Raw genomic sequence first — 23,516 nt, forward strand, 5'->3', positions numbered from 1 at the left:
TAAAATAAAAACCGTCCCGCTGTTAGCGGGACGGTTTTTAGTTACTCGTATGCGTCTTCTTCTTTCTCTTCCCCCGGCTCGCCTGCGTCCCCAAGGTCTTCGTAGTCGGGAGGAACTAACGGCTCTCCATCGCCGTCTTCTTCCGGGTCATCGTCCTGATTTAGTGCAAATTCGTCATAGCCTCGGTAAGGCATAGTTATGATCAAAGAAAAATTTGTTGATTGATCGACCTTTTGTTTTATATGGACTAAAGACCCCCTTTTACGCGGCCCCACTTGGAAACAAAAAGGTGGGTCAACGCTATGGCCGCCGCGTCAAAAACGTCATCAGCCGCCCCCGGGTCATCAATCCCACCCAAGGTAAGCCCCAACATTTTTTTTACCTGCAGCTTATCGGCTCTGCCGTCTCCGGTTACGCTCTTTTTAACCTCAAGCGGAGTATATTCATAGACCCTAAGTCCCGCAAGGGCGGTTGTCAACAGGATGGCGCCTCGGGACTCGGAGACTGTTAGGGCCGTTTTTTGATTTTTAGCAAAAAAAACCCGCTCCATGGCCGCTACGTCCGGCCCCCACGTCCTTATTAGTGTATTAATTTCCCGGTGGAGTTCTAAAAGTCTTCCCTGCATTTCTCCGGGCCGCGTTTTTATAAGACCAGCAGAACAAAGTTTTATTTTTTTGTCGCACCCGAGCAGGGCGTAACCAACAGAAGCAATTCCGGGATCAATACCAAGTATGATCATGGCCGATATGATAGCGGGAGCAGAACGGTTCCTAATAATTCGGCGCTGGTATGGGCAATTAGGGGCGTGTTCCCTCAAGGTTTGTGTGGATTTCCTGTATGTCCTCGTTATGCACCAGTGCCTCAAGGAGCGCCTCGCCCGACTCTTTTAAATTTTCCGGAAGCCGAATTGGAGAACGCGGTCTCCACCCGCCATAAGTATTTTTTATAATAATCTTTTTGTCTTCCAACGACCTTGTTACCTTTTCAAGATCAGCAGGATTGGTTTCTACAATCCAAGAGTTGTTGAGTTTTTTAAAATCGCGGGCGCCGGAATCTGCTATGGCAAGTTCTACTTCCTCCGGCAACAGAGACTGGTGGTCGGGTCCGGCCGCCTCAATAGTTCCCACCCTTTCAAAACCCCAGCTTATACTGCCCGGTTCAGCCAGTTTGGCGCCGTGTTCTTCCAAAATATTTTTAATCTCCGCCAGCGATCTATTTTTATTATCGGTCGTGCCCTCAATGAGTATGTTCAAACCGCCCGGGGCAGCAGCCTCGTACAAAAATTCCTGAAGTTCTGCCCCACCCCCGCCGCCAGACGCGCGAGCGAGGGCGCGGGCAATGTTATCTTTAGGCAGACCGGCAGAGCGCGCATGTTCCAAAGCCGCGCGCAGTCGCGGATTTGATTCTGACGACGCGCCCCCGCCTTTTGCAGCCACGGTTATTTCCCGGATAAGCCGCGAGAATAATTGTCCTTTTTTAGCGTCGGTGGCCGCCTTTTTATGTTTTATTTGCGCCCACTTGGAATGACCAGCCATTTTTAAATTTGGGACCCTTGTTCTTGGCGGCGGCCGCGGGCATATTTTAAAATAATGTCTTTGGCTTCGTAAAGAGCGGGTGCGTCCTTTATAGTAAATTCTCTCTCGCCGGCGGTCTGTATACGCAGTTTCCCAAATTTAAGAAAGGTTTCTATTAGGCCGCGTATCTCTATGGTGATGTCCTGCACGCTTGATAGGGGAATTTCTGAAATCTCACGGCTGAATAAGCCTCGCTGCTCTACGTCCACAATACGCTCCGTAGTTATAATCCACATGTCCAGATAGTGGTCCATCCAGAGAAGAAAAAGTAACAGCAATAACACCATGACGTAAATGGAAAGAAAGAAATTAGTGGAGGTTTCCACCAGTGTTGGGTCAAGACCGCCCGTGATCAGGGGGAGAAAAGTAAGGGCAACGGGCGCCAGCATAATAAGAATAATTATAACCAAAACCTGCCTTGCTATTATAAACCAGTGTTTGTGTATTACCAGCACCACCTTTTCGTCCTCGTTGAGACGCAGCATAAGTTATCGCATTTTTATTAAAAAATAAAGCGCAAAGAGCCAAAAAAGGAGGGAGAGAGAAACAAAAACAGTACTTACGATTTTAGGATACGGGCGGCCCGGCAAGGTGTATTGTTTTAGGTGGTAAATAATCGCGCTAGAAAAAAGACCGTACAGAAGAGAGAAGATAGTAAATAAAACCGCAGCCGCTACAAACATAATATTGCCTAACTAATTAGTGGTTTTTGTCTATTGACCTTGAATCCCAGGTGTTGGTAGGCGCGTTCTGTGGCAAGCCGTCCCCTGGGGGTGCGCTCAAGAAAACCAAGCTGCATAAGATACGGTTCGTAGACCTCCTCCAGTGTGTCTTCCTCTTCCGAAGAAGCGGCGGCTATGGCCTGCAGACCCACCGGCCCCCCGCCGAACTTGGATATTACCACCTCAAGAATTTTGCGATCCATGGGCTCAAGGCCCAGTTCGTCCACCTGCAAAAGTTCCATGGTTTTGCTGGCGGCGCCTTGACTAACAACGCCAGATCCGTGTACTTCGGCATAGTCGCGTACTCTTTTGAGTAAACGGTTGGCAACACGGGGAGTAAAACGGGAGGAACGCGCAATTATTTTTACCGCAGCAGGTTCCGTGGCTATTCCGAGGATCCGCGCCGAGCGTTCTATAATTTTTTCTATATCTTCGTTAGTATAAAAGTCAAGACGAAACGAACTCCCAAAACGAGAACGAAGCGGCGAGGAGAGAAGACCTATGCGGGTGGTGGCGGCAATCATTGTAAAGGGCGGAAGTTCTATTTGAATAATTCTCGCCGAAGGCCCCTTGCCTATTATGATATCAAGATTGCGTGTTTCCATGGCCGGATACAGTACTTCCTCAACCAGTTTATTTAGGCGGTGTACCTCGTCAATAAACAAAACGTCACCCGGCGTAAGGTTGGTCAAGATAGAAGCGAGGTCGCCCACCCGCTCAACGGCAGGACCCGAAGTTACGCGGATATTGGTGTTCATTTCCCGCGCAATAAGATGGGCCAGACTTGTTTTTCCGAGGCCGGCCGGGCCGGATAGCAGCACGTGTTCTATTGGTTCCCCCCGCCTTTGGGCCGCATCAATGAGGATGCGCAGGTTTCTCTTGGTGTGTTCCTGCCCAATGTAATCGTTCCAGCGCTGCGGACGTAGGGCAAGGTCAAGCGAAACGTCCTCTTTTTCTTTGTGGGGGGCAGTGATGGGGCTGGTTGACATGATGATTAATACTGGTATAATTATTAATGACGATTGACAAAAAAGTAAACTGTTTTTATAGTGCGACTGGGGGGGCGTGGCCCCTTTTTGGTTGTTATTTTTGGCCGTGGGCAATTAAGGTTTACATCCTTAAATGGGGATTTTTACACCAGGGCCAGCCGGTGTTAGCTCGCTGGTGCCTGGGAGAAATCCTAGCCTCCGTGTTCCCAAACCGGAGTAATTGCCCACGGCCGAATATAGCAACCCCCAATCTAGTCCGTTCCCACAACCCGTTCCAGCTCCTCAAAATCCGTGATCCCAGCCAGTACCTTCAGGAGGCCGTCTTGGCGCATGGTTATTTGATCTTGGCGCTCGGCCTCTTTTTTTATTTCAAATTCTGAAGGCTCTCTTAAAATAAGTCTTTCCACAACATCATTAATTAAAATAATTTCAAAAACCCCAATCCGGCCTTTATAACCGATGCCGCTGCAGTCGTCGCATCCTTTGGGGGTGACCTTGAAGATTTTCCAATCCTTGGGCAGAGGAGCTTTTTTGGGGTAACGGCCGAGCTCCGCTTCTATTTTCTTTTTTTCCGCAACCCCCACGCTTACGGGAGTGCGGCAGCGGACACAAAGTTTTCTTAAAAGTCTCTGGGCCATGGTTATGTTTATGGCCGGCGCGATGATGGCAGGTTTTACTCCGAGATCAAGCAGTCTTGGAATTGTGCCGGCGGCCGAGTTGGTGTGCAGCGTGGAAAAAACCAGATGTCCGGTCAGGGCCGCATGCATGGCCGTCTCCGCCGTTTCAAAATCTCTAATCTCACCCACCAGTATCACGTCCGGGTCCTGTCTTACTATAGCCCTGAGGCCGTTAGCAAAATCGTAGCCATTCTCGGGGCTCACCTGTGTTTGTTCTACACCAACGAGGTGGTACTCTATGGGGTCTTCTATGGTAATAATTTTCACACTCGGCGAATGGATTTTTTTTAAAAAAGCGTAAAGAGTTGTTGTTTTTCCAGAACCAGTGGGACCTGTGGTTAGAATCATGCCGTTTGGTTTTTTAAGCTCATCCGCCACAATCTCAATAATCCAGGATTGCATACCAAGCTCTTCAAATGGTACCTGTAGTGCTTTGGGGTTTAGAATCCGAAGGACGGTGTTTTCTCCGTGGGGTCCGGGAAGAACAGAGGTTCTAATTTCAATATCCGTAGAGTTGGTTTTAACCGTAAAACGGCCGTCTTGTGCCCTATCGTGCACGTTCAGCTTTAGTTCGGAAATAAGCTTGATTCTGGAAAGGAGCAGATTGTAAACTTTGGGCGGCAGACTGGCTACGTCGTGGAGCAGGCCGTCCAGACGGAAACGAAGACGCACCTTTTCTTTTTGCGGCTCTACATGTACGTCCGAGGCCTCCAGTCCCAGCGCCCCGGCAAGAATTATTTCCAGTACCTCGGTGGTGCGCCCGGCAAGCCCTTTTTCAATACGCAGTCCAACCCCCCCCAGAGTAGTAAGTTCTTTTTGAAGCTCAATTATTTTTTGGGGTGCTAACTGAACCGTGCCGGATGCCGCTTCGTACTCCACGGGTACTTTTTTATAAATCTCCCAGGCGCGGAGCAGACTTGATTTTGAGGCCAGATAAAGATTAAAGGTAAAATGATCTTCTTCCAGGCGCCGTAGGGCGGCCCTTGTCTCTTCTTTCTCCGGATTACGTACGGCAACATCAAGCCGTTTACCTGCTACCTGAAAAACCACAAGTTCGGCTCTGCGCGCCGTTTCCTCCGGAACTATTTTGATGGCGTCGGTCTCCACAGGAAAAGTGCCGAGATCAACATAGGGTATTTTGTACTTTTGCGATAAAATTTTAACACTACTCTCTTCTTCTTTGCGTCGAAGGAGCTCAAGTTTTCTTTTCGGTTTTTCTTCCTCAAAGCGGGCTGTCATCTGTAATTTAATTGTAGGTTAGAGAATTTCTTTCAGCAACGAAGTGATATGCACCTCGGCTTCACGAAAGGAGGGGAAGACGCCAAAGATTTTTAGATACGGGCTTTGAAATTCGCCGCCTTCACGCGACCGTATTGCTTCCAGTACTCTCTGTTCACCGGCCACGGTTGCCTGAACCAGCCCGTCTTCCGGATTTTGCGAGAGCAATACGGTTGCGCTTTTTTGGGGAAAAGTTTTTTCTAGGTGTGCCAGCACCGAAGAAGTATCAGCCGGCGTGCGCCCGGTTTTTTCAAAATCCTCTTTTGTCACAAATGACCAGAGCACGTTTTCTTTCTCGCCGGTTTTGGTACGAACCGAAGCGCGGCCAAAAAGTTGAAGGAGACCCAGCGGTAGGTACGAGTTTACAAGCCCATATGCGGTTTGGTTTTCTCCACCCAGCCGCATAAGCTCCGATGCGGCGAGAAATGTATCGGCATTGGTTTGGGGCGAGGAAAAGCCGCCGCTTGCCGAAACAATACCAGCCAGAAGCAGGGTGGCGTGTTCTTTTTCCAACGCCGCTCCGGTCAGCAGAGACACCAACTCGTAGACAATCTCTGACAGCGAAGAGCGCTTGGCGTCAACCAAATTGATTTCACCAAAGTATTTATTATCGTCCGCGTTATCAATATTAATTATGGGGTGTTCGGTAAAAAATTCTGGAGGAAGTTCGGGTCGATCCCCCTCTACGTCCTTAAGTCCGAGGGTCAGGACCGAATCACAGAGAATATTTCCCGCGCGAAACGATATCTGGTTTTTTTCTATAGGAAGGGAATTTGGAGAGAGTATGATTTCCACCCGATTATCGTGTTTTTCGTAGCGTAACTCCCCAAGAGAGATCTGGCTGGTATCTAAAGAGACCACGAATTCCCTTAAGGGTTGGGGCGGAGTGCGGAGATACGGGAAAAGGTCGGCGTTGGGTATGGTCTCTGGTGTTAAACTTCCTGCAAAGCCTACTTTTTTATTGCGCTTGGCCAAAATAGAGGCCAGCACCTCGCTGGCAGCCAAACAGTCTAGGGTGGGGGATTCGGGCACAAGGAAAACTAAGTGCCCGCTTTTTTCTATTTGTTCAGTTGCTTTTTGTATGTCCATGACCCTATTCGTAGCTCCGTACGAGAATAACGTCAAACACCAACTTGTGGAAAACTAAACGCTTGACTTTTTATTCTTTTTGGTGTATTATTATAGTATAAACTAGAACCTAAAAAGGAGGGTGAGATGAAGCGAATCCGAACCCTGATCCTGCTTTTTGTGTTCGTCCTGCCGCTTCTGGCGGCATGTGCGACTTTCAGGGTGGTGTCGGAATCGGAAACCCCGCATCCCAGAGCGATTGCGGAGTGGTCGGTTCCCGGCGCCGCACTTTCGGTGGGTAGGGGCTTTGCCTCAACCCCCGGGGTGAGGGGCACCACCCAGGGGTTTGAGTTCAGCGGCGGGAAAGTCAGAGACGTTTACCGCCGCTAAAGGACGTCGTGGCCCGGAGCGCAATGCGCGCTTCCGGGCCGCTTTTTTATTTGTTCAATATTAGTTACGCTGTAGACATGATTAGGGTGTCAAAAAGCCCTGCCCAAACTAAGAAAATTGCCCGTTTTGTTTTAGACAGAGTTAAAAAACAAGACATAGCAGGCCCAAGAGTTATGGCGCTTGAGGGCAATTTGGGCTCCGGAAAAACCACTTTTGTGCAGGGCCTGTCCTCCACGCTGGGCATAAAGGAGCGTATCTTAAGTCCCACTTTTGTTTTGATAAAAATTTATCAGACCGCACACCGACGATTTAAACATTTAATCCATATTGACTGCTATCGTCTCCGCTCATCAAAAGATTTACTGCATCTTGGTTTTAAAGATTTACTTTGCGATCAGGACGCGATCATTGTTATTGAGTGGGCCGATAGAATTAAAAAATTAATTCCGCACGGCGCACTATGGATAAAATTTAAGCACGGGAAAAATCCCGCGGAGAGGATTATTAAAATTAAAAAATGAAAAAATTAGTTTTAGTTGATGCCCACGCCGTGATCCATCGCGCCTATCACGCTCTGCCCCCGCTTACCACGTCAAGCGGCGAGCCAACCAACGCCGTTTACGGATTTACCACTATTTTTTTGCGGATTTTGCGCGAACTAAAACCCGATTATATCGCGGCTGCTTTTGATTTGCCGGGACCCACCTTCCGGCACATTGCTTACGAGCGCTATAAGGCCCAGCGGCCGGAGACACCCGCGGAGCTTTCAAGTCAATTTGCAAAAGTAAGAGAGGTGCTGGAGGCCTTTGGCGTTCCCGTTTTTGAAAAAGAAGGATACGAGGCCGACGACGTTATAGGAACCATTGCCCGAAAATTTGAGAAAGACAGAAAAGTGGAAATTATTATAGTGACGGGCGATATGGACACCCTGCAGCTTGTTCGTACGCGAGTTAGGGTCTATGCGATGAAAAAAGGAATAACAGAGACCGTAACCTATGATGAAAAAGCAGTTGAGGAGCGCTATGGATTTAAACCCGAACAAGTAGTTGATTTTAAAGGCCTTAAGGGCGACCCCTCGGATAATATCCCCGGAGTAAAAGGAATCGGCGAGAAAACCGCCACCGAACTTATTAAAGAGTTCGGCTCCATAGACGGGGTTTATAAGGCGCTGAAGAAAGGAACAAAAAAAATTTCGCCAGCCATCGCAGAAAAACTGCGTCAAGGCAAGGAGGACGCCAGATTTTCGCTGGATCTCGCGACAATCAACACTAAAGTTCCCGTTAAATTCGGCTTGGAGGCAATGAAGTATCGTGAAAAAAAAGACGGAAAGGTTAGCGCCGTTTTCCAAAAATTGGGATTTTATAGTCTTCTCAAGCGCCTTAATGTTGAGGGCGCGCCAAAATCGGAGCAAGCCGCACTGCTTGTTGTTCCCGCCAGAACCCGCGCCATTGAGGAGTTGACGGGCGTAGCAGAGCTTGAACAAGTTTTTAAAAATGCGCCAAGAACCGGCTTGGTCCTTGAGAAGGAAGATCTTTTTCTAATCCCTGAAAAAGGAGGCAGGGTTTATAAGTTAGACCCGAAACTTTTAAAAGAAGACAAGGTTAAAAGATTTTTTGAGACGCAGCGCTTCTTTGTTCACAACGGCAAAGCGCTTATTCATTTTCTGCATAGATTCAACATAGAACCCGGTCCGGTTGAGTTTGATATAATGCTTGCCGCCTATTTAACGAGCCAATTTACGCGCGACTTCTCTTTTCTGGCCGTTGCCAGCCGCGAGCTGGGGCGGCTTGTTTCGCAAAATCCGCGGGACGAAATTTCTCACTTTTTTGAGATTGTTGAGTCGCTCAAATCAAAACTAAGCGAGGGAAAAATCAAAAAAGTTTTTGAGGAGATTGAGCTTCCGGCAGTGAGAGTTTTGGCGGATATGGAGGAGCGGGGGATACTTATTGATGCCGCTTTTTTAAAAAGGCTTGCCCAAGAAGTTGATAAAAAACTTGAGGACCTCACCGCGCTAATCTATAAACTTGCCGGTGGAAATTTTAATATAAATTCCTCCCAGCAGCTCTCCCGTATTCTTTTTGAAAAATTAAACATTAAAACCCACGGACTACGCAAAACCGAGAAAGGCGGAGTGATTTCCACCGGCGCCTCGGAGCTTGAAAAACTAAAAGGCGAACACCCGATTATTGTAAAAATTCTTGGCTATAGGGAGCTTATAAAACTGAAAACTACATATATAGATACACTGCCGCGGCTTGTAAACCCCAAAACCGGACGATTGCACACAACCTATAATCAAACAGGAACTGCCACTGGACGTCTTTCTTCCTCCGACCCCAATCTCCAAAATATTCCTATTATGACAGAGCTGGGACGCGAAATTAGAAAAGCATTTGTTGCTCAAGACGAGTACGAGCTAGTCTCTTTTGACTACTCCCAAATTGAGCTTCGCGTGGCCGCGCATATTGCCAACGATAAAAAAATGATTGAGGCTTTTAAAAAAGGCATGGACATACATAAACTTACCGCCTCCGAGATTTATAATATTCCTTTGGAAAAAGTAACGCCGGATTTACGGCGCGCAGCCAAAACTCTTAATTTCGGGGTTCTTTATGGCATGGGGTCTCAAGCTTTTGCCGAGTCAATGGCTAGGTCCCCCGAAGGGGGCCGCCACCCCGGCCCAGCGGGCCTAGGGGCGGGGATGTCGCGCGAAGATGCCAAAAAATTTATTGATGAATATTTTCACGATTTTTCAGGGGTCAAAAAATATATTGAAGACACAAAAAGATTTGTTGAAGAAAATGGATATGTGGAAACTATCTTTGGCCGCCGCCGCTATATTCCCGAGATTCACTCGCCCAACTGGCAATTGAGGCGCGAAGCGGAACGCATGGCCATCAACATGCCCATACAGGGGTCCAGCACCGGCGATATTATCAAACTCGCGATGATTAAGGTTGATGAGTGGATTCGGAAAGCCGCCCCAGAGGGGCGGGAAAAACTAGAAAATGGTGTCCGTATGCTTTTGCAGGTTCATGACGAGCTTTTATTTGAAATCAAAAAAAGGCTTGTTCAAAAGGTCACGCCCCAAATAAGAAAAATTATGGAGGGTGCCGTTGAGTTAAAGGTGCCGCTCGTGGTGGATGCAAAAACGGGCAGGAATTGGGGCGAGCAGAAGAGTCTGTAACACGTCCGCGCGGCAAGTTAAGTAGCGGATGAAATATAAAAAATGCCATGGAAAATAAGAAGGCCCGCTTCAGGCTAGAAACCTTGGCGGGCACGAAGAACAGAACGAATGATTGCGGTTTCTGTAGCGATCCGCAGATCGAATCGCTACAGGAGGGGTTGCCCCTCGAAAGAACAGTCACCTCTCGCTCGGTGGCCACAATCCTACGGATTTAGGCCACGAGGTCATTGAGATGGGTGGCGCACCACCATCGTAATTACAGTATAGCATATCTACAGAATCTGTCAAGCCCCTGCGGTTCGGGGAAGAAATACAAAAGATGTCATGGGTCATGGGGCGTAGGGATAAAAAAAGAGCCGTATAAACGGCTTAAGATGGGGAAGGTTACTTCCAGTACCACCAGAGACGAAACCCAGCGTTGAGACCAATCAACATGAAAATGTTGTAAATAAGCGGTTGTACGCCCAAGCTATTAAGCATTTTCGATTGCGGTAACGATCCAGAGCCAAGATCAACCAGAACGCTTAGCAAGATGAAGAGACAGGATAGAAAGACAACCCAAGCTGAGAATTTCTTCATTGGCTTACCCCCAGGTTAAGGGACTAGAACTATGAGTATGATATAATAAGGAACGGGTTTCTGTCAACTCTGTATCAAGAAAAATCCGCATGACATTTTCTGTTGTGGGATGAGTAACAGGGGTGTCATGGGATGCAGAGGACGAATTTTGGCAAAGAAAAAAAGCGGTTTAGAGTGACGCTCAGCACCTTGATTCAGCGACGCCTTCTGGTTGTGGATTACAGAACGATGAACATCATTCCTACCGCCACATTCATCATTCCGATAGGAGTGTTTCCCGCCAGCACCCAGATAAGGCCACTGACGCAGAAGAATAGCCCTGCAATCGCGGAACCCATCACAGCACCTCCTTTGATTGGAATACGGATCTAGTTGCATTATAGCATTAAACTGAACACTTTGTCAATGGAAAAAAAGCCGCATGACATTTTCTATAATTCGGCAGTATCACAGCTGGGAAAACGGCTTATCCGCCGGAGGCGGACCCGCCTCTGGCGGGAAATAAAGCCTCCTTCGCATCCTCCTTCGTCATAGACTTCGGATGGACGTAGTAAAGCTACAGAGGGCCGAGGGAAAATCCCCGCCTACGCCAAGGCTTCGGCGGGCAGACCTGCGATTGGTTATTGAAAAAGCAAAAGTGTCATGGGTATAGGGGATAAACACCAAAAATGTTTTATGAGGACAAATTATGCCCGAACTTCCTGAAGTAGAAACAATTGTGAGATTTTTGAGACCCAAAATCCGCGGAAAGCGGATTTTGAGTATGGAAATAAGGGGTAGGCGGGTGGCGCGCGGGCACAAGAACCCGCAGGAACTAAATAGGGCCGTTGCCGGCAGGAAGATAAGTGAAGTTAACCGGACTGGGAAAAATATAATTCTTGAGTTGTCGGGAGGCGCACGACTTGCGATTCACTTGATGATGACCGGCCGGCTTTTTTGGAATCCGAAAGAAAAACAAATACATGACCGCTTGGTGCTAAAGTTGTCCGGAGGAAATGACCTTGTTTTTAACGACATACGTCAATTTGGGTGGTGCAGGGTTCTTAAACCGAGTGGGAAACTAGCCGGACCCGATGTGTTAAGTCTGGGGTTTAATGAGTTTAAAAGTTTAGTGAGTCCACGCCCAGCGCTGATTAAAAACCTTCTTCTCAATCAGAAAGTTATTTCCGGAATTGGCAATATCTACTCTGATGAAATTTTGTGGTACGCTTGTCTAAGGCCAACGCGAAGGGCAAATACTTTCTCTGGACGCGAACTTAAAAAATTTTATCAAGCAATGCGCCATGTTCTTTTGCTGGCCATCAAAAAAGAAGGCACCAGCAGTCGGGACTATCGGAAACCGGACGGAACAGAAGGGGGATACTATAAAATAAGGAAAGCGTATCAGCGGGCAGGGAAGCAATGTTTGCGTGACGGCGCAACTATCAAGCGCATTAAAATAGGAAGCCGCTCGGCGCATTTTTGCCCCAAACACCAGAAATAATGTAATCCCGTTAGAGACGCAGCCTTGTTCTTGGCAAGAATTAAGTATGGGCTACCAACACAAAACTTATTAATTATTAAGATTAACCATAAGTCTCTAACGGGATGAATTATCTTCTTTACGGCGAAGATACTTATCGGAGCCGGAAAAAACTACGCGAAATAATTGAAGAATACCGCGCTAAAACCGGCTCGTCGTTAAGTTTCTACCGTCTTGATGCTGAAGAAGACGATATGTCACGGCTAAAGGTTTTTACCCAAACGTCTTCTCTCTTCAGTCCCAAAAAGCTGATTGTGATTGAGGGCGCTCTGTCCGGGAGTGAGCAATTTGGCCACGTGCTGTCTGCGGCCAAAGAAATAAAAGAGTCTCGGGACACCGTGCTTCTTTTGTGGGAACGCGAACTGGATGATACCACACGAAAACGGCTCAAAGAAATAGAACCGTATCTAAGCAAAACCCAGGAGTTTAAACCATTGTCGCGTGAGGCGGTAAGCCGCTGGATACAGGAGGAGGCCAAAAAGCTGGGGGTACGTCTTTTTCCTGTGCATCTTGCCAAACTATCAATATTGGGCAGTGATCTTTGGGCAATATCCAGCGAGTTGGATAAAATCGCTGTTGCTAACCCGCAATCCGCGACCACTAACCCGCAAACTATTGACGAGCGCAGCATTTTCCAGCTCGGCGACACCTTTTTCGTATCGCGCCGCGAGGCCCTGTTTAACCTTTTGGGGCTTCTGGCGCAAGGGGAGAATGAGCTTGGAATTTTTTCATACCTTGTTAATCACGCGCGAACCCTCCTTACCGTAAAAACCTATACATCCGAGAATAGGGTTGTCCCTGCATCGTTGGGTATTCATCCTTTTGTAGTAAAAAAAGCGGCGGCCGTCAGCCGTGGTCTGCCGGTAGAACATCTTCGTTCAACCATGGGTCGTTTTCTTGAGGAGGATTTTAAAATTAAAACGGGCCTTACCAAGCCCGCCGAGTCCCTCTTCCGACTCTTGACCCAAAGGTCTTAAATTTTTTTGGAAACGAGTTTTGTCAGCCGCGACTTTAGGCGGCTGGCTTTGTTTTTGTGTATAGCGTGAGTTTTGGCGGCTTTGTCCAGCGCTTTGTAAAGTTGGGGAAGAAGTTTTTCTGCCTCTTTTTGTTTTCCCGCAGCGGCCAGCTTCTTAATATTTTTGACCACGGTTTTATACGCCTCTTTCCTTTTGAGGTTTTGGACGCGCCTTCGCATGGACTGACGCAGCGCTTTTTTCGCGGATTGAGTAATGGGCATAAGTATTATAGTAAGTGCGATTTACTCTGCTGTCAATTGTTTAATCCGGTCGCGTATTCGCGCCGCCAGCTCAAAATCCATCTCTCCTGCGGCGCGTTTCATCTCGCGCTCCAGAGATTTTACGATTTCTCTGGTTGGGCCCTTGGGAAGAGGAATCTCTTCTTCCTTTTTAAGTTCCGCCAAAATTGATTTTCTAATTTCTTTTTTGATTTGTTGAGGGGTAATGCCGTGTTTACGGTTATACTCTTTCTGGGTTTCCCTGCGGCGGTTGGTTTCGTTTACCGCCGCCTTCATTGAGCCGGTCAAGGTATCCGCATAGAGTATTACTTTCCCGTCAATGTGGCGCGCAGCGCGGCCAATAATTTGCAGAAGGGTGGTTTCATTTCGCAGAAATCCTTCTTTGTCAGCATCCAGAATTGCAATAAATGAAACCTCGGGAAGATCAAGTCCCTCCCGTAAAAGATTAATTCCCACCAAGACATCGTGTTCTCCTTCACGAAGTTTTTTCAGAATCTCCGGCCGTTCCAGCGTTTTTATTTCCGAATGCAGGTACTCGGCCTTAATTCCCGCCTCGGTTAAATATTCGGCAATATCCTCGGCGAGCCTTTTGGTAAGCGCCATAACAAGCGAGCGCTCTTTTTTAGTCACGCGCTTTTTTATTTCAGCAATTACGTCTTTAATTTGGTGTTTGGTGGGACGAACCTCAATCTGCGGGTCAAGAATTCCGGTCGGCCTTATTAGTTGTTCAACAATGTGCGGACGAGATTTTTCTATTTCGTACAGAGCCGGAGTTGCCGATACATAGATTAGCTGGCCAACGTTTTTATTAAATTCTTCAAACTTTAGCGGCCGGTTATCCAAAGCAGAGGGCAGACGAAATCCGTATTTAATGAGCACCTCTTTTCGCGCCCGATCGCCATTATACATTCCGCGGACTTGGGGTACGGTAGCATGCGACTCGTCAATAAAAGTTAGAAAATCGCTGCCGTGGGCGTAGCGAAAATAGTCAATAAGCGTGTGGGGCGGAGTTCCCGGCTTGCGAAAATCAAGTTGGCGCGAATAGTTCTCAATTCCGTTTACATAGCCGGTTGAACGGAGCATCTCCATATCAAATTCCGTGCGTTGTTTAAGGCGGGCCGCTTCTCCCGACGCTTCGTTTATATCTTTAGATAAGGAAGTCGGGACCCCGACATCGTAAAGCGATCGTCGGGATAAAATTTTTCCTTGCTTTTTTAACTCTGCAAGCCGCCCCTTAAGTTCTCTTTGGATATTTACAATAGCAAGTTCCAGTTTTTCCTGCGGGGTGACAAAGTGTTTGGCGGGGAAAATCTTGAAAGCTTGTAGTCCGATTGAGCGCCGTTTGACGCCAATGATTTTATTTTTTTCTCCGCCCGAGGCGGATCCGCCTTTGGCGGAAAACTCTACGGCAACAATGTCTTCTCCGGAGGGAAGATAAATCTCAACCACATTTTCTCTAACGCGAAAGTGGCCCTGGCGGGGGTTAATGGGGTTACGCGCGTACTGAAGCAGTATCAGGTGTTTAATAAGTTCTTTTTGGGAAAGTTTTTCGCCAACCCTTAATTCCACTGAAATTTTCTGATACTCTTCCGGGTCGCCAATGCCGTAGATGCAGGAAACAGAGGCAACGATGATTACGTCGTTTCGCGTCAGTAAAGAAGCGGTAGAGGCATGGCGCAGGGCATCTATCATCTCATTGATTTTGGCGTCTTTTTCAATGTAGGTGTCGGTCTGCGGAATATAGGCCTCGGGCTGGTAGTAGTCATAGTAGGAAACAAAATAATGCACGGCATTTTCCGGAAAAAATTCTTTAAATTCCTGATAAAGTTGGGCGGCAAGGGTTTTATTGTGCGATATAACCAGCGTTGGTTTTTGAACTCGCTCAACTACGTTTGCCATCGTGAAGGTTTTTCCGCTGCCCGTGACCCCAAGAAGCGTTTGGTGTCGCGCGCCCGCACGCAAATTCGCCACCAGTTGATCGGTGGCTTGGGGTTGGTCGCCTGTCGGCCTGAAACTTGACACAAGTCTAAACTTCATAATATACTCACCCTAGTTATTTTATGAGGAGTCAGGGGTGCCTAAACCCTTAATGTGGTTTCAATGCATAATTTGTGATGAGGTTTATAAAACAGAAGAAGAAGCGGCACATTGCGAGAAACAGGGTCTGTCACCGATAAGATATCCAGTTAACACCGCAGTATTGCTGGTTCATCCCGTCACTCACATTCTGGTGGATGCCCGCGTCGAACATATTAAAGTCCAACCCCGGTCGCACAAACTCTTTTTTGAACTGGTTGGTGTCCGTGGGTTTAAATTTATAGTAGAGGAACACCTACTTCGTCCTAAGAACTAGTAATATTTAGCCGGCACGATACCGGCTTCTTCTTTTTTCAAAAACGAAAACTTGACACTGGTAAAGTTGTTTGATACTCTTTGATTAGATCACGGGTACTAAAAAGGGGTCACTAAATGGAATTTCTGGCGGGCGTCACTAAGGGTGTTTGTCCATATTGCCGCGACAGGCATCCAGTTAGAAGGGCCCAGGTTATGGGTGGTCATATAGCAGTTATGGATAGTCATAGAGTATCCGATTCTGGCGGTTGGTGCCGCGGTGAAGGGCTTGCGCCGGAATTTCTCTACGGGTTGCGCTCAGACTGACCCAATCTTTTTTATCAATCTCATGCTGGTTGAGCTTGGCTCTGCCGGCTTTTTTCTTTTTTCAAAAACTTGACATAGATTCCTTGTTTGCATAAGATACGAACGGTAGCCCTGAGGGGGGTATGCTATGACAACAGCACGGCAGATGCGGGAAGTTTCCGATAGGGTGTTGGAGCGGCGTGTCGAGGAAGATAAACGTGAGGAAAAGAAACGTAGGGAAGAAAAGGATCGCAAAAATGCTGAGTTGAGAAAACTACTAGAACCCGAAGTAGAAAGCTCTTATCGGGGGGCCCTTGCTAAGATACGGGAGGCCGCCAATAGGGGTGAGCGGTCTTGCGAGCTTAGATGGAGTTGCGGTTTGTATGCTGGAACCCCTGAAGTGAATGCGGTTTGTGCAGTGATGGTTGCTGAGCGTTTACGGAAAGACGGTTTTGTTGCCACTGTGAAGCAACAGTGTGGAAGCGACGAAGGTGGTGTAGAGATTGTTCAAAATGCGTCAGATTGCGAGATCGTTCTCTCCATAACGTTCTAATAATGGTTGCCGGCCCACGCGCTGGCTTTTTCTTTACCCCAAAAGCTTGACTTTTTAGTTTGAACTTCATACCATAATGAAAGCACCTTTTGGGGGTAAAACCGTGAAGAAAACAACGAGGGTCGGCCTTAGTCTCGCGATTGGTTTTTTGCTGGCAGTACTGGTTGACGTTTTTGTTGGTCCGGCACATCTTTTGTCGTCCATCCCACACGCTAGGTGGTTGGTGTTAGCCCTTTGGTTTCTTTACTCGGTTGCCCTATGGCTTCTGTTTTTTACAGCAACACCTCCGCGGCCATTCCTACGCGCTTTGAAAAGCCTAGGAGTGGGCGGTTTAGTAATAGGACTTGCGGTTTTAGCCCTTGTTTTAGGGGGTTATTCAATCAACATTGCTGGCGCAGTTTTTGTTTGGCTTCTTGCTTCTGGCGTTGCTCTGGGCACCCCCATTGTTGATTCTAATAATAGGCCATCTGCCGGTTAATACCGGCTTTTTCTTTTTGTTGAATAAAGTTACTATAAAAGTGCAATGATTTCATTTCTTTCCGGCCAAGTTGAACTAAAAGGAGAGCGCCTCGTTATAATAAACGTTGGCAATGTTGGTTATCGCGTATTTGCTTCAACAGAAACTCTCAAAAAAATACCAGAAAAAGGAGGGAATGTCAAAGTCTGGACGCATCAATACGTGCGGGAAGACGCGCTGGAACTCTATGGTTTTTTACACCTTGCCGAACTTGAACTTTTTGAAATTTTAATTAAAGTCCCGGGCATTGGACCCAAAACTGCTTTGGGTGTAATGAGTGTTGCGCCGATTGATACGCTGCGAAAAGCAATTGCCTCCGGCGATACGTCGTATCTGACTAAAGTTTCCGGCATTGGCCGCAAAACCGCGGAGAAAATTATAATTGAACTTAGGGAAAAAATGGCTGGCCGCGGAGTTTTGGTTGAAGCGCCGGAATTAAAAGAAGAAGCTGACGCGCTGGAGGCATTGGTGTCTCTGGGATATTCGCAGCGGGAAGCGCGAGAAGCACTGCAGCAGATTCCGCAAGAAGTTTCCAGTGTTGAAAAACGCGTAAAAGAGGCGCTAAAGAAACTTAGCCGAGCCCAATGATATCGTTCTTACAGTCTAAAGAATGGGAAGAATTCCAAAAATCAGTGGGAAGAAAAACATGGCGTCTTGGTGGGGCGCTTGTTATTCAGCACACACTGCCGCTCGGCTTCAACTATTTATACTGTCCGCGCCCCTCGGCCCCGACGGAACAGTTTTTTAGAGAGACGGCAAAAATCGCCGCACGCGAGAAAAGTATTTTTCTAAAAATTGACCCAACCGAACAACCCCAAATTATCCCTAGGCCGCCTTGGGCGGCCGGGATCCCGGCCAAGAAAGGCCTAGGTACAAATTCCCCGCCTCTGCCAAGGCTACGGCTGGCAAGCAAATTTCAAACAAGTGCAGCGCTTCAGCCGCAAAAAAGCTTGGTTATTAACCTACAAAAATCCGAAGAAGACTTATTGGGCGCAATGTATGAGAAGACGCGTTATAATATACGACTTGCAGAACGCCACGGGGTAGGGGTAAATCAGGCGGGTGCGCTGGAAGAGTTTTGGAAGTTGTTGGTGGAGACTGCGCGTCGGGACAAGTTTTATACTCACGAGCAAAATTACTACGAAAAACTTCTTATGGCTTGTTCCGATAATTTTTCCAACGAACTCTTTTTTGCAAGACAAGGGAGGACACTAATCGCAGCCGCCCTGATAAACTTCTTTAAGCCCTCACAAACAGTAACTTATCTTCACGGTGCCTCTCTGCGTGAACACAAAGAGGTGATGGCGCCCCATCTTCTTCACTGGCGCATCATGCAGGATGCCAAACGCCGCGGGTTTTCGTTCTACGATATGTGGGGGATTGATGAAAAAAAGTGGCCGGGGATTACAAGATTTAAACTTGGGTTTGGTGGAGAAGTAGTGGAATATCCGGATTCTATTGATATAATTTATGGGCAGTTTTGGTATGGTATTTATAAAATTTCAAAGGCCGTTTTATGAAGCTGAATAAAAAAATAAAGAGAGCGTTTTGCCGCGGAATACTGGAGAAAACCAACGACCCGGCAATATTTAATGACGAGGAGTGCGAGGCGCTTCTCAGACGGGAAGTGGTGGATTGGATTTTTGTTTTCTTGGGCGCGTTTACTTATATGTACCTTGCGCTTCTTGCGGTTGTTTTTTTTGGTAAGTTGACTGACGATCTGCCGCAACTGCGAAGTCTGCTGGATTCTTTACAGAATCCATATTTTGGCGCCTTGGCCGTCTATGTAATTCTTAAAGAAATCCGCAAACGCAAGAGATCTTACCCCTCGCGATATTTAGGTGAGCTTTTTGTGGTTTTATGGACCATTTTCGGGGCAGCAGCAACACTTTTAGCTTTTGTTTCTCCGAGATATGACTTTGACTCTTTTCTATTGACTATTTTGTCCAATACTCTGGTCGTCATACTCATTTACATAGGCGGTGTATTAAATAGACCGTGATTGACTCCATCGCAGGAACAGTTAAAAAAATTATACCAAGGGGTGTTTTTTTATTTCTGCAGCCCTTGTATCATTTTTTCCTGGCATGGTTTGCGGCTCTTTTTTACGGCTTCCCCTCGCGGAATCTTACCGTGATAGGGGTGACCGGCACCAAAGGAAAAACCACAGTAGTTGAGCTGGTTCGCGAGATACTAAAAAGGGGCGGGTATAAGGTTGCCTCTATTTCCTCGCTTAGTTTTGTAATCGGAGACCGCGAAGAACAAAATTTTTATAAAATGACTTTGCCGGGAAGATTTTTTGTGCAGCATTTTTTGCACCGCGCCCGCCGCAGTGGGTGCAAGTATGCGGTATTGGAAGTTACTTCCGAGGGCATAAAGCAATTTCGGCATCGTTTTATAAAATTTGACGTTGCGATTCTAACCAATGTCGCGTCGGAACACATTGAGGCGCATGGAAGTTTTGAGAAGTACCTTCGCGCCAAGCTTGATCTTTTCTGGCGTCTTCCTAAAGAGGGTTTGGCGATTATTAACCAAGATGATCCGCGGGCCGCTCGTTTTTCTGCCGCTACCGCAGCGCACAAAATGTATTATGGTAAAGATGCGGTAAATTCTCTTATTGTCAAACATTCAATGTTTGACAACGGTGTGGAGTTTGAAGTTAACGGCGCGACCATACGTTCTCCGCTCATGGGCGAGTTTAATTTTTATAATATTTTGGCCGCAGCGGCAGTGGGATTAAGCCAGCAGATTTCACTTGAGAAAATTGCATCGGCCTTTTCTGGGGTTGATAATATTTCCGGCCGCATGGAGTTTATACAGCGTGAGCCATTTGCGGTGATGGTGGACTATGCTCATACGCCGGATTCGTTGCGGCAGGTGTACAAGTTTTTGAGGCCCAAGAGCCAAAGATTGATATGTGTTTTGGGAGCGGCTGGCGGGGGGCGCGATAAGTGGAAGAGGCCAGAGTTCGGGAAAATTGCTTCTGAATTTTGCGACGAAATTATTTTAACCAACGAAGATCCATATGACGAGAATCCAGCGGCTATTATAGAGGACATAGAACGCGGCATCCCTACAAGCTACAAGCTAAAAGCTAAAAGCTTTCTTGATAGGCGCGAGGCTATTTATAATGCATTAAAATCAGCCCAAGCGGGAGACACGGTAGTTATTACCGGCAAGGGGGCCGAGCCGTGGATTATGGGACCGAATAATACGAAAATTCCGTGGGACGATCGTAGGGTTGTAAGAGAAGAGCTGCAAAAGCTTGATTAACAAAACGCCCCGTTAAAGGGCGTACTAGAACAAGTTTCGACTACCGGCTGTGGGTGTCAGCCAAGGAGTATTTACTGATTTTCTAATTGCAGTGATTATTGCGTCTTTTTGTGGTGTATAATATTTCCAGAATGCCCCGGGCGGATGCGGACCGAAAGGTGCGGCTACTCTAGTTGGTTGGGATTTTGGCCGATATGTATATTCTGATTCCGATACGGCCGCAACTATTTCTGCGCCAATGCCGCCCTGACGCGGACATTCCTCCGCAGTAATTAGCCGCCCGGTTTTATTTACCGACTCTATGAGCATATCGGGATTGAACGGCGAGAGTACCCGTAGGTCAATAACCTCAACCGAAATACCGTCTGCCTTAACAGCTTCTGCGGCCTCAATCGCGGTATGCACCATTGCTCCGAAAGTTGCGATAGTTACGTTTTTACCTTTATGTGCAATGCGGTGTCCGAATTCCTTTACTGATTTTTCCGGCGGCCTACGGACGAGTCTTCCCCTGATATTGTTGTACAGCTCTTTATGTTCAAAGAAAAGCACCGGCTCTCCCGTTGTTAAAACTGCGGCAGAAAGCATGTCGTACAAATCCTGAACCGTAGAGGGATATACCATATTAAGTCCCGGAGTATTTAGAAAGTGCGGTACAAGGCATTCGCGGTGTTTGGCCATATAATTTCCCCCTCCGTCGGGGAGACGAACAACTAAATGTAATTCTTCTCCATGCAGCAGGTAAATGTCTGCCGCCTCAATAATTTTCTCGCAGGCAATAGTTGCAAAACCAGAAAACTGAATTTCTATCACTGGCTTGAGACCGTACATAGCAGCGCCGGTGGCTACGGCCACAATACCGCGTTCATCAAGCGGGGCGTCAATGCAGCGTTTGTCTCCGGCAATTTTCTGAAGAGGAAAAAATTTGTGTCCGGCCATTGAGGCATAATCAGGAAGGTGTTTTTTGATATAGTCAGTGGGCAGAGCAGTAATCAGGTGCACGCCCCCAAGTGCTCCACCATCTTGTGCCAGCATGAAGACGCGTCTATCCCGCATCGTAGAATCATAGAGCGCAAAACGTAGGGCGTCGCCGCCAGTGGCGTTTTCAATGACTTCTGGCTCAACGCGCATCTTGGAAATAGCGTCAGCATCGCTCACTTTTCTGGCAGAACGGACCAACGAAGCGCCTCTATCAACGATTGCCTTACCTTTTCCATTTTTCAGCGCCTCTGCGAGTCTCTTATAAGAGTTCTCTGCTTCTTCTCTGACGTAGGCAGTTGTCATACGACGCAGCTCTACATCTTCGGATTCTGTCCAATGAATTCCTAGAAGTTCTTCTGCTGATGGCGAGAGCAAAAAAGTAGAAGTCCTTCTAATGGCGTCGCGTTCGTCAAGTTGTTTCTTGAGCGCCGCCTCCTCTTCCTTGGTCAGTTGTAGGCCCGGGGCTCTATTGGTATGTTTTGCGCGCCTGTCCACCATAAGTTCAATCAGGGCCGGCCTTTTATTTTCTTCAATCCAAGCACGCATTTTTTTAGTGATGGCATACACTGCTATGGGGTCTCTTCCGTCAACGCGTATTGCGTTAAGGCCGAAGCCTCGGGCTTTTTGCAGGATAGGAACCGCGCCCTGCAGTTCAGTTGGAGTGGCGATGGCAATGCCGTTATTCAGGCATAAGAACAAAACCTGCGTCCTAAACCTTGCGGCCCAATTAAGGGCGGTTGCAAAATCAGCAGTTGCGGTTGCGCCGTCGCCAAAGTAAGTAGCGACTACCGGTTCTTTTTCTCCAATAATCTTTGGTGCCAAAGCAATTCCCACCGCCAGCGGCATATTTGTACCCACAACCCCATAGGGCGGGTCAACTTTCTTTTCAAGCGATATTTTTATAATTTCTGGATTCGGAACGCCGAAAAATAGATCAAAAATAATCGGGATACTGATTCGCCGGGCGTAAGCAACTTCGTGAGAGCGCGCATAGTAGAGAATTCTGTCACCTCTTTTTAACGCATATACGCTGGCCAGGGCCGCTTCTTCTCCTTCCGGAGAAATGTAAATAGTCATCAGTGGTTCCCGGTCGTTGGGTGGTCGCGTTCCTTCCTCCATTCCGCATATCCCGAGTTGGCGCATATTCAGCATATCTCTGTAGATTTTGTGCAGCGTCTCCCCATCCGGCCAAAACTTTCGTAAAAGGTCGCGATCAGTCACGGAGCCATCAGGTGCGAGAATCTGCACCATCGGTAGCTCTTCGTGCGGGTTTCCCATTTTTCACCTTGTCAGAGAGCGAATTTCGTGGTAATCGTATCACGATTAGACCCTGCGGTCAAGGAAATACCCGCAAGTTGCAACGTTGTGTTTATTCGTTATACTAAAACTCATGTCCAGAACGGAACTGCCGAATTCAATTCGCAAATTTTTGCGCCGCGAAAAAGCCCGGATACGCCGGGGGGTTTTTGATTCCGAAGAAGCAGAGAAGAGAATAAGTGAACTTGTCGCTAAAACCTTTATGGTGTACTCTAAAAAAAGATTAAAGAATAAACCATCAAAATGAAAAATCACAACCACGATCTTATTCACCAGCTCTCTGAAGACCTTGATTCGCTCTGGAGGTATAAAGAATATATAAAAAATGCCAAGGGCTGTAGGCACTGCATCTCTATGTGGCGGCGGCTGGAAGAGCTGGATCAGACCAAAGTAACGCTTCTGCGTGAGGAGATTGAACGGCACATCAAAGAAAAGAGGTTTGATTAGTTGTTTTGATTTTTTCACCAAACAGCGTAACATAATAGATAGATCCAATAGCATTGGGTTGGCGTGGAACACGAGGCGGCAGATCCCACAACAATTGTTGTTTATTACGACTGTTGCGTCCCATGGAATGCGGTTACCAATCTTCTTGAGCCGGCCCTTGGTTTTGCACACCACCTTTCCTGCCGTAAACTTTTCCCCGAACAGATTTACCGAAACGACCCGCTGCTTTTTGGCGCCGTTGACGAATATCATAAAATAAATTTTCCTCGGCAGCTTTGTGTCTTTGTTACTACCGACGAAGGTTTTAAAACGCAAGTAGTACGGCATCCGGCTTTCGGAAGTTCTGTTATTTTTATCTATTGGGAGGCCGTGGGCACTTCGTACGAAACCAATTGGTTGTGGGCCAAAGATGTGGCGCGAAGACTGCTGGAGGCTTTTATGGAGATGCGCTATATAAAATCTCGACGTCTTGTTTCCCGGGAGGACTTTTGCAGAGAAGCAGGATTAGTTTTGAAGAAAAGTTTTCTTCTCCCCGCCGCTTAAGGCGGCCTTT

General features: G+C 47.4%; 26 protein-coding genes. 16 read left to right on the plus strand and 10 right to left on the minus strand.

Translation table 11 applies throughout. The features are described 5' to 3' along the window. Positions 1–41 precede the first annotated feature (41 nt). The 7 genes from HYW89_02650 to HYW89_02680 all read right to left on the minus strand — a co-directional run bounded on the left by HYW89_02650 (position 42) and on the right by HYW89_02680 (position 6,329). The gene (locus tag HYW89_02650) at positions 42–194 is read right to left on the minus strand and encodes a hypothetical protein (protein ID QQG44889.1); all 153 of its coding nucleotides are present in this window, start codon (positions 192–194) and stop codon (positions 42–44) included. A gap of 53 nt (positions 195–247) precedes the next feature. Further along, complete coding sequence (gene ruvC, locus HYW89_02655) at positions 248–739, minus strand: crossover junction endodeoxyribonuclease RuvC (protein ID QQG44890.1); 492 nt, start codon at positions 737–739, stop codon at positions 248–250. A 58-nt stretch (positions 740–797) separates the two neighbouring features. After that, positions 798–1,535, minus strand: coding sequence for a YebC/PmpR family DNA-binding transcriptional regulator (locus HYW89_02660; protein ID QQG44891.1), 738 nt, complete (start codon positions 1,533–1,535; stop codon positions 798–800). 2 nt (positions 1,536–1,537) lie between these two features. Further along, complete coding sequence (locus HYW89_02665) at positions 1,538–2,059, minus strand: PH domain-containing protein (GenBank protein ID QQG44892.1); 522 nt, start codon at positions 2,057–2,059, stop codon at positions 1,538–1,540. A 206-nt stretch (positions 2,060–2,265) separates the two neighbouring features. After that, positions 2,266–3,285: a Holliday junction branch migration DNA helicase RuvB gene (ruvB, locus tag HYW89_02670; GenBank protein QQG44893.1), complete on the minus strand. Its 1,020-nt coding sequence runs from the start codon at positions 3,283–3,285 to the stop codon at positions 2,266–2,268. A 251-nt stretch (positions 3,286–3,536) separates the two neighbouring features. Next, on the minus strand, positions 3,537–5,201 hold the full coding sequence (locus tag HYW89_02675) for a type II/IV secretion system protein (protein ID QQG44894.1): 1,665 nt from the start codon (positions 5,199–5,201) through the stop codon (positions 3,537–3,539). 18 nt (positions 5,202–5,219) lie between these two features. Then, positions 5,220–6,329 carry a hypothetical protein gene (locus HYW89_02680; protein QQG44895.1) on the minus strand — a complete coding sequence of 370 codons (1,110 nt, stop codon included), beginning with the start codon at positions 6,327–6,329 and terminating at the stop codon, positions 5,220–5,222. 126 nt (positions 6,330–6,455) lie between these two features. On the opposite strand from HYW89_02680, the gene HYW89_02685 reads away from it, so the two are divergent. The 6 genes from HYW89_02685 to HYW89_02710 all read left to right on the plus strand — a co-directional run bounded on the left by HYW89_02685 (position 6,456) and on the right by HYW89_02710 (position 12,963). Continuing rightward, on the plus strand, positions 6,456–6,698 hold the full coding sequence (locus HYW89_02685) for a hypothetical protein (GenBank protein QQG44896.1): 243 nt from the start codon (positions 6,456–6,458) through the stop codon (positions 6,696–6,698). Between the two features lie 86 nt (positions 6,699–6,784). Continuing rightward, positions 6,785–7,219: a tRNA (adenosine(37)-N6)-threonylcarbamoyltransferase complex ATPase subunit type 1 TsaE gene (tsaE, locus tag HYW89_02690; protein QQG44897.1), complete on the plus strand. Its 435-nt coding sequence runs from the start codon at positions 6,785–6,787 to the stop codon at positions 7,217–7,219. Beyond that, on the plus strand, positions 7,216–9,885 hold the full coding sequence (gene polA / locus HYW89_02695; GenBank protein QQG44898.1) for a DNA polymerase I: 2,670 nt from the start codon (positions 7,216–7,218) through the stop codon (positions 9,883–9,885). The genes tsaE and polA overlap by 4 nt, the downstream gene beginning before the upstream one ends. A 227-nt stretch (positions 9,886–10,112) precedes the next feature. Beyond that, positions 10,113–10,307, plus strand: a complete 195-nt coding sequence (locus HYW89_02700; protein QQG44899.1) for an SEC-C domain-containing protein — start codon at positions 10,113–10,115, stop codon at positions 10,305–10,307. 845 nt (positions 10,308–11,152) lie between these two features. Then, positions 11,153–11,947, plus strand: a complete 795-nt coding sequence (mutM, locus tag HYW89_02705; protein QQG44900.1) for a DNA-formamidopyrimidine glycosylase — start codon at positions 11,153–11,155, stop codon at positions 11,945–11,947. Between the two features lie 104 nt (positions 11,948–12,051). Continuing rightward, the gene (locus HYW89_02710) at positions 12,052–12,963 is read left to right on the plus strand and encodes a hypothetical protein (GenBank protein QQG44901.1); all 912 of its coding nucleotides are present in this window, start codon (positions 12,052–12,054) and stop codon (positions 12,961–12,963) included. Here HYW89_02710 and rpsT read toward each other — a convergent pair. Further along, positions 12,960–13,223 (minus strand): 30S ribosomal protein S20, encoded by a 264-nt coding sequence (gene rpsT / locus HYW89_02715; protein ID QQG44902.1) that lies wholly within the window; start codon positions 13,221–13,223, stop codon positions 12,960–12,962. The two genes, HYW89_02710 and rpsT, sit on opposite strands and share 4 nt — an antisense overlap. 21 nt (positions 13,224–13,244) lie before the next feature. Then, positions 13,245–15,278, minus strand: a complete 2,034-nt coding sequence (locus tag HYW89_02720) for an excinuclease ABC subunit UvrB (protein QQG44903.1) — start codon at positions 15,276–15,278, stop codon at positions 13,245–13,247. Positions 15,279–15,315: 37 nt separating this feature from the next. Here HYW89_02720 and HYW89_02725 point away from each other — a divergent pair, with 37 nt between their 5' ends. The 7 genes from HYW89_02725 to HYW89_02755 all read left to right on the plus strand — a co-directional run bounded on the left by HYW89_02725 (position 15,316) and on the right by HYW89_02755 (position 20,221). After that, complete coding sequence (locus HYW89_02725; protein ID QQG44904.1) at positions 15,316–15,594, plus strand: hypothetical protein; 279 nt, start codon at positions 15,316–15,318, stop codon at positions 15,592–15,594. Between the two features lie 432 nt (positions 15,595–16,026). Further along, positions 16,027–16,431, plus strand: coding sequence for a hypothetical protein (locus HYW89_02730; protein QQG44905.1), 405 nt, complete (start codon positions 16,027–16,029; stop codon positions 16,429–16,431). Positions 16,432–16,507: 76 nt separating this feature from the next. Next, positions 16,508–16,909, plus strand: a complete 402-nt coding sequence (locus HYW89_02735; GenBank protein QQG44906.1) for a hypothetical protein — start codon at positions 16,508–16,510, stop codon at positions 16,907–16,909. A gap of 45 nt (positions 16,910–16,954) precedes the next feature. After that, a complete protein-coding gene (ruvA, locus tag HYW89_02740) occupies positions 16,955–17,536 on the plus strand; it encodes a Holliday junction branch migration protein RuvA (protein QQG44907.1) in 582 nt (193 codons plus the stop codon). Next, positions 17,533–18,468: a peptidoglycan bridge formation glycyltransferase FemA/FemB family protein gene (locus HYW89_02745; GenBank protein ID QQG44908.1), complete on the plus strand. Its 936-nt coding sequence runs from the start codon at positions 17,533–17,535 to the stop codon at positions 18,466–18,468. The genes ruvA and HYW89_02745 overlap by 4 nt, the downstream gene beginning before the upstream one ends. Then, positions 18,465–18,950 (plus strand): hypothetical protein, encoded by a 486-nt coding sequence (locus tag HYW89_02750; protein ID QQG44909.1) that lies wholly within the window; start codon positions 18,465–18,467, stop codon positions 18,948–18,950. The genes HYW89_02745 and HYW89_02750 overlap by 4 nt, the downstream gene beginning before the upstream one ends. Next, the gene (locus HYW89_02755; protein QQG44910.1) at positions 18,947–20,221 is read left to right on the plus strand and encodes a UDP-N-acetylmuramoyl-L-alanyl-D-glutamate--2,6-diaminopimelate ligase; all 1,275 of its coding nucleotides are present in this window, start codon (positions 18,947–18,949) and stop codon (positions 20,219–20,221) included. Before HYW89_02750 ends, HYW89_02755 begins: the two co-directional genes overlap by 4 nt. Positions 20,222–20,245: 24 nt before the next feature. Here HYW89_02755 and HYW89_02760 read toward each other — a convergent pair whose 3' ends face one another. Then, on the minus strand, positions 20,246–22,477 hold the full coding sequence (locus HYW89_02760; GenBank protein ID QQG44911.1) for a hypothetical protein: 2,232 nt from the start codon (positions 22,475–22,477) through the stop codon (positions 20,246–20,248). A 112-nt stretch (positions 22,478–22,589) separates the two neighbouring features. Between HYW89_02760 and HYW89_02765 the strand changes: the two genes are divergently transcribed. The 3 genes from HYW89_02765 to HYW89_02775 all read left to right on the plus strand — a co-directional run bounded on the left by HYW89_02765 (position 22,590) and on the right by HYW89_02775 (position 23,506). Beyond that, complete coding sequence (locus HYW89_02765) at positions 22,590–22,763, plus strand: hypothetical protein (protein ID QQG44912.1); 174 nt, start codon at positions 22,590–22,592, stop codon at positions 22,761–22,763. Continuing rightward, entirely contained in the window at positions 22,760–22,963 is a 204-nt protein-coding gene (locus HYW89_02770; GenBank protein QQG44913.1) for a hypothetical protein, read from the plus strand. Before HYW89_02765 ends, HYW89_02770 begins: the two co-directional genes overlap by 4 nt. 63 nt (positions 22,964–23,026) lie before the next feature. Next, positions 23,027–23,506: a hypothetical protein gene (locus HYW89_02775; GenBank protein ID QQG44914.1), complete on the plus strand. Its 480-nt coding sequence runs from the start codon at positions 23,027–23,029 to the stop codon at positions 23,504–23,506. Positions 23,507–23,516 lie beyond the last annotated feature (10 nt).

This window comes from Candidatus Sungiibacteriota bacterium (assembly GCA_016432465.1).
Lineage (GTDB): Bacteria > Patescibacteriota > Minisyncoccia > Sungbacterales > HO2-52-23.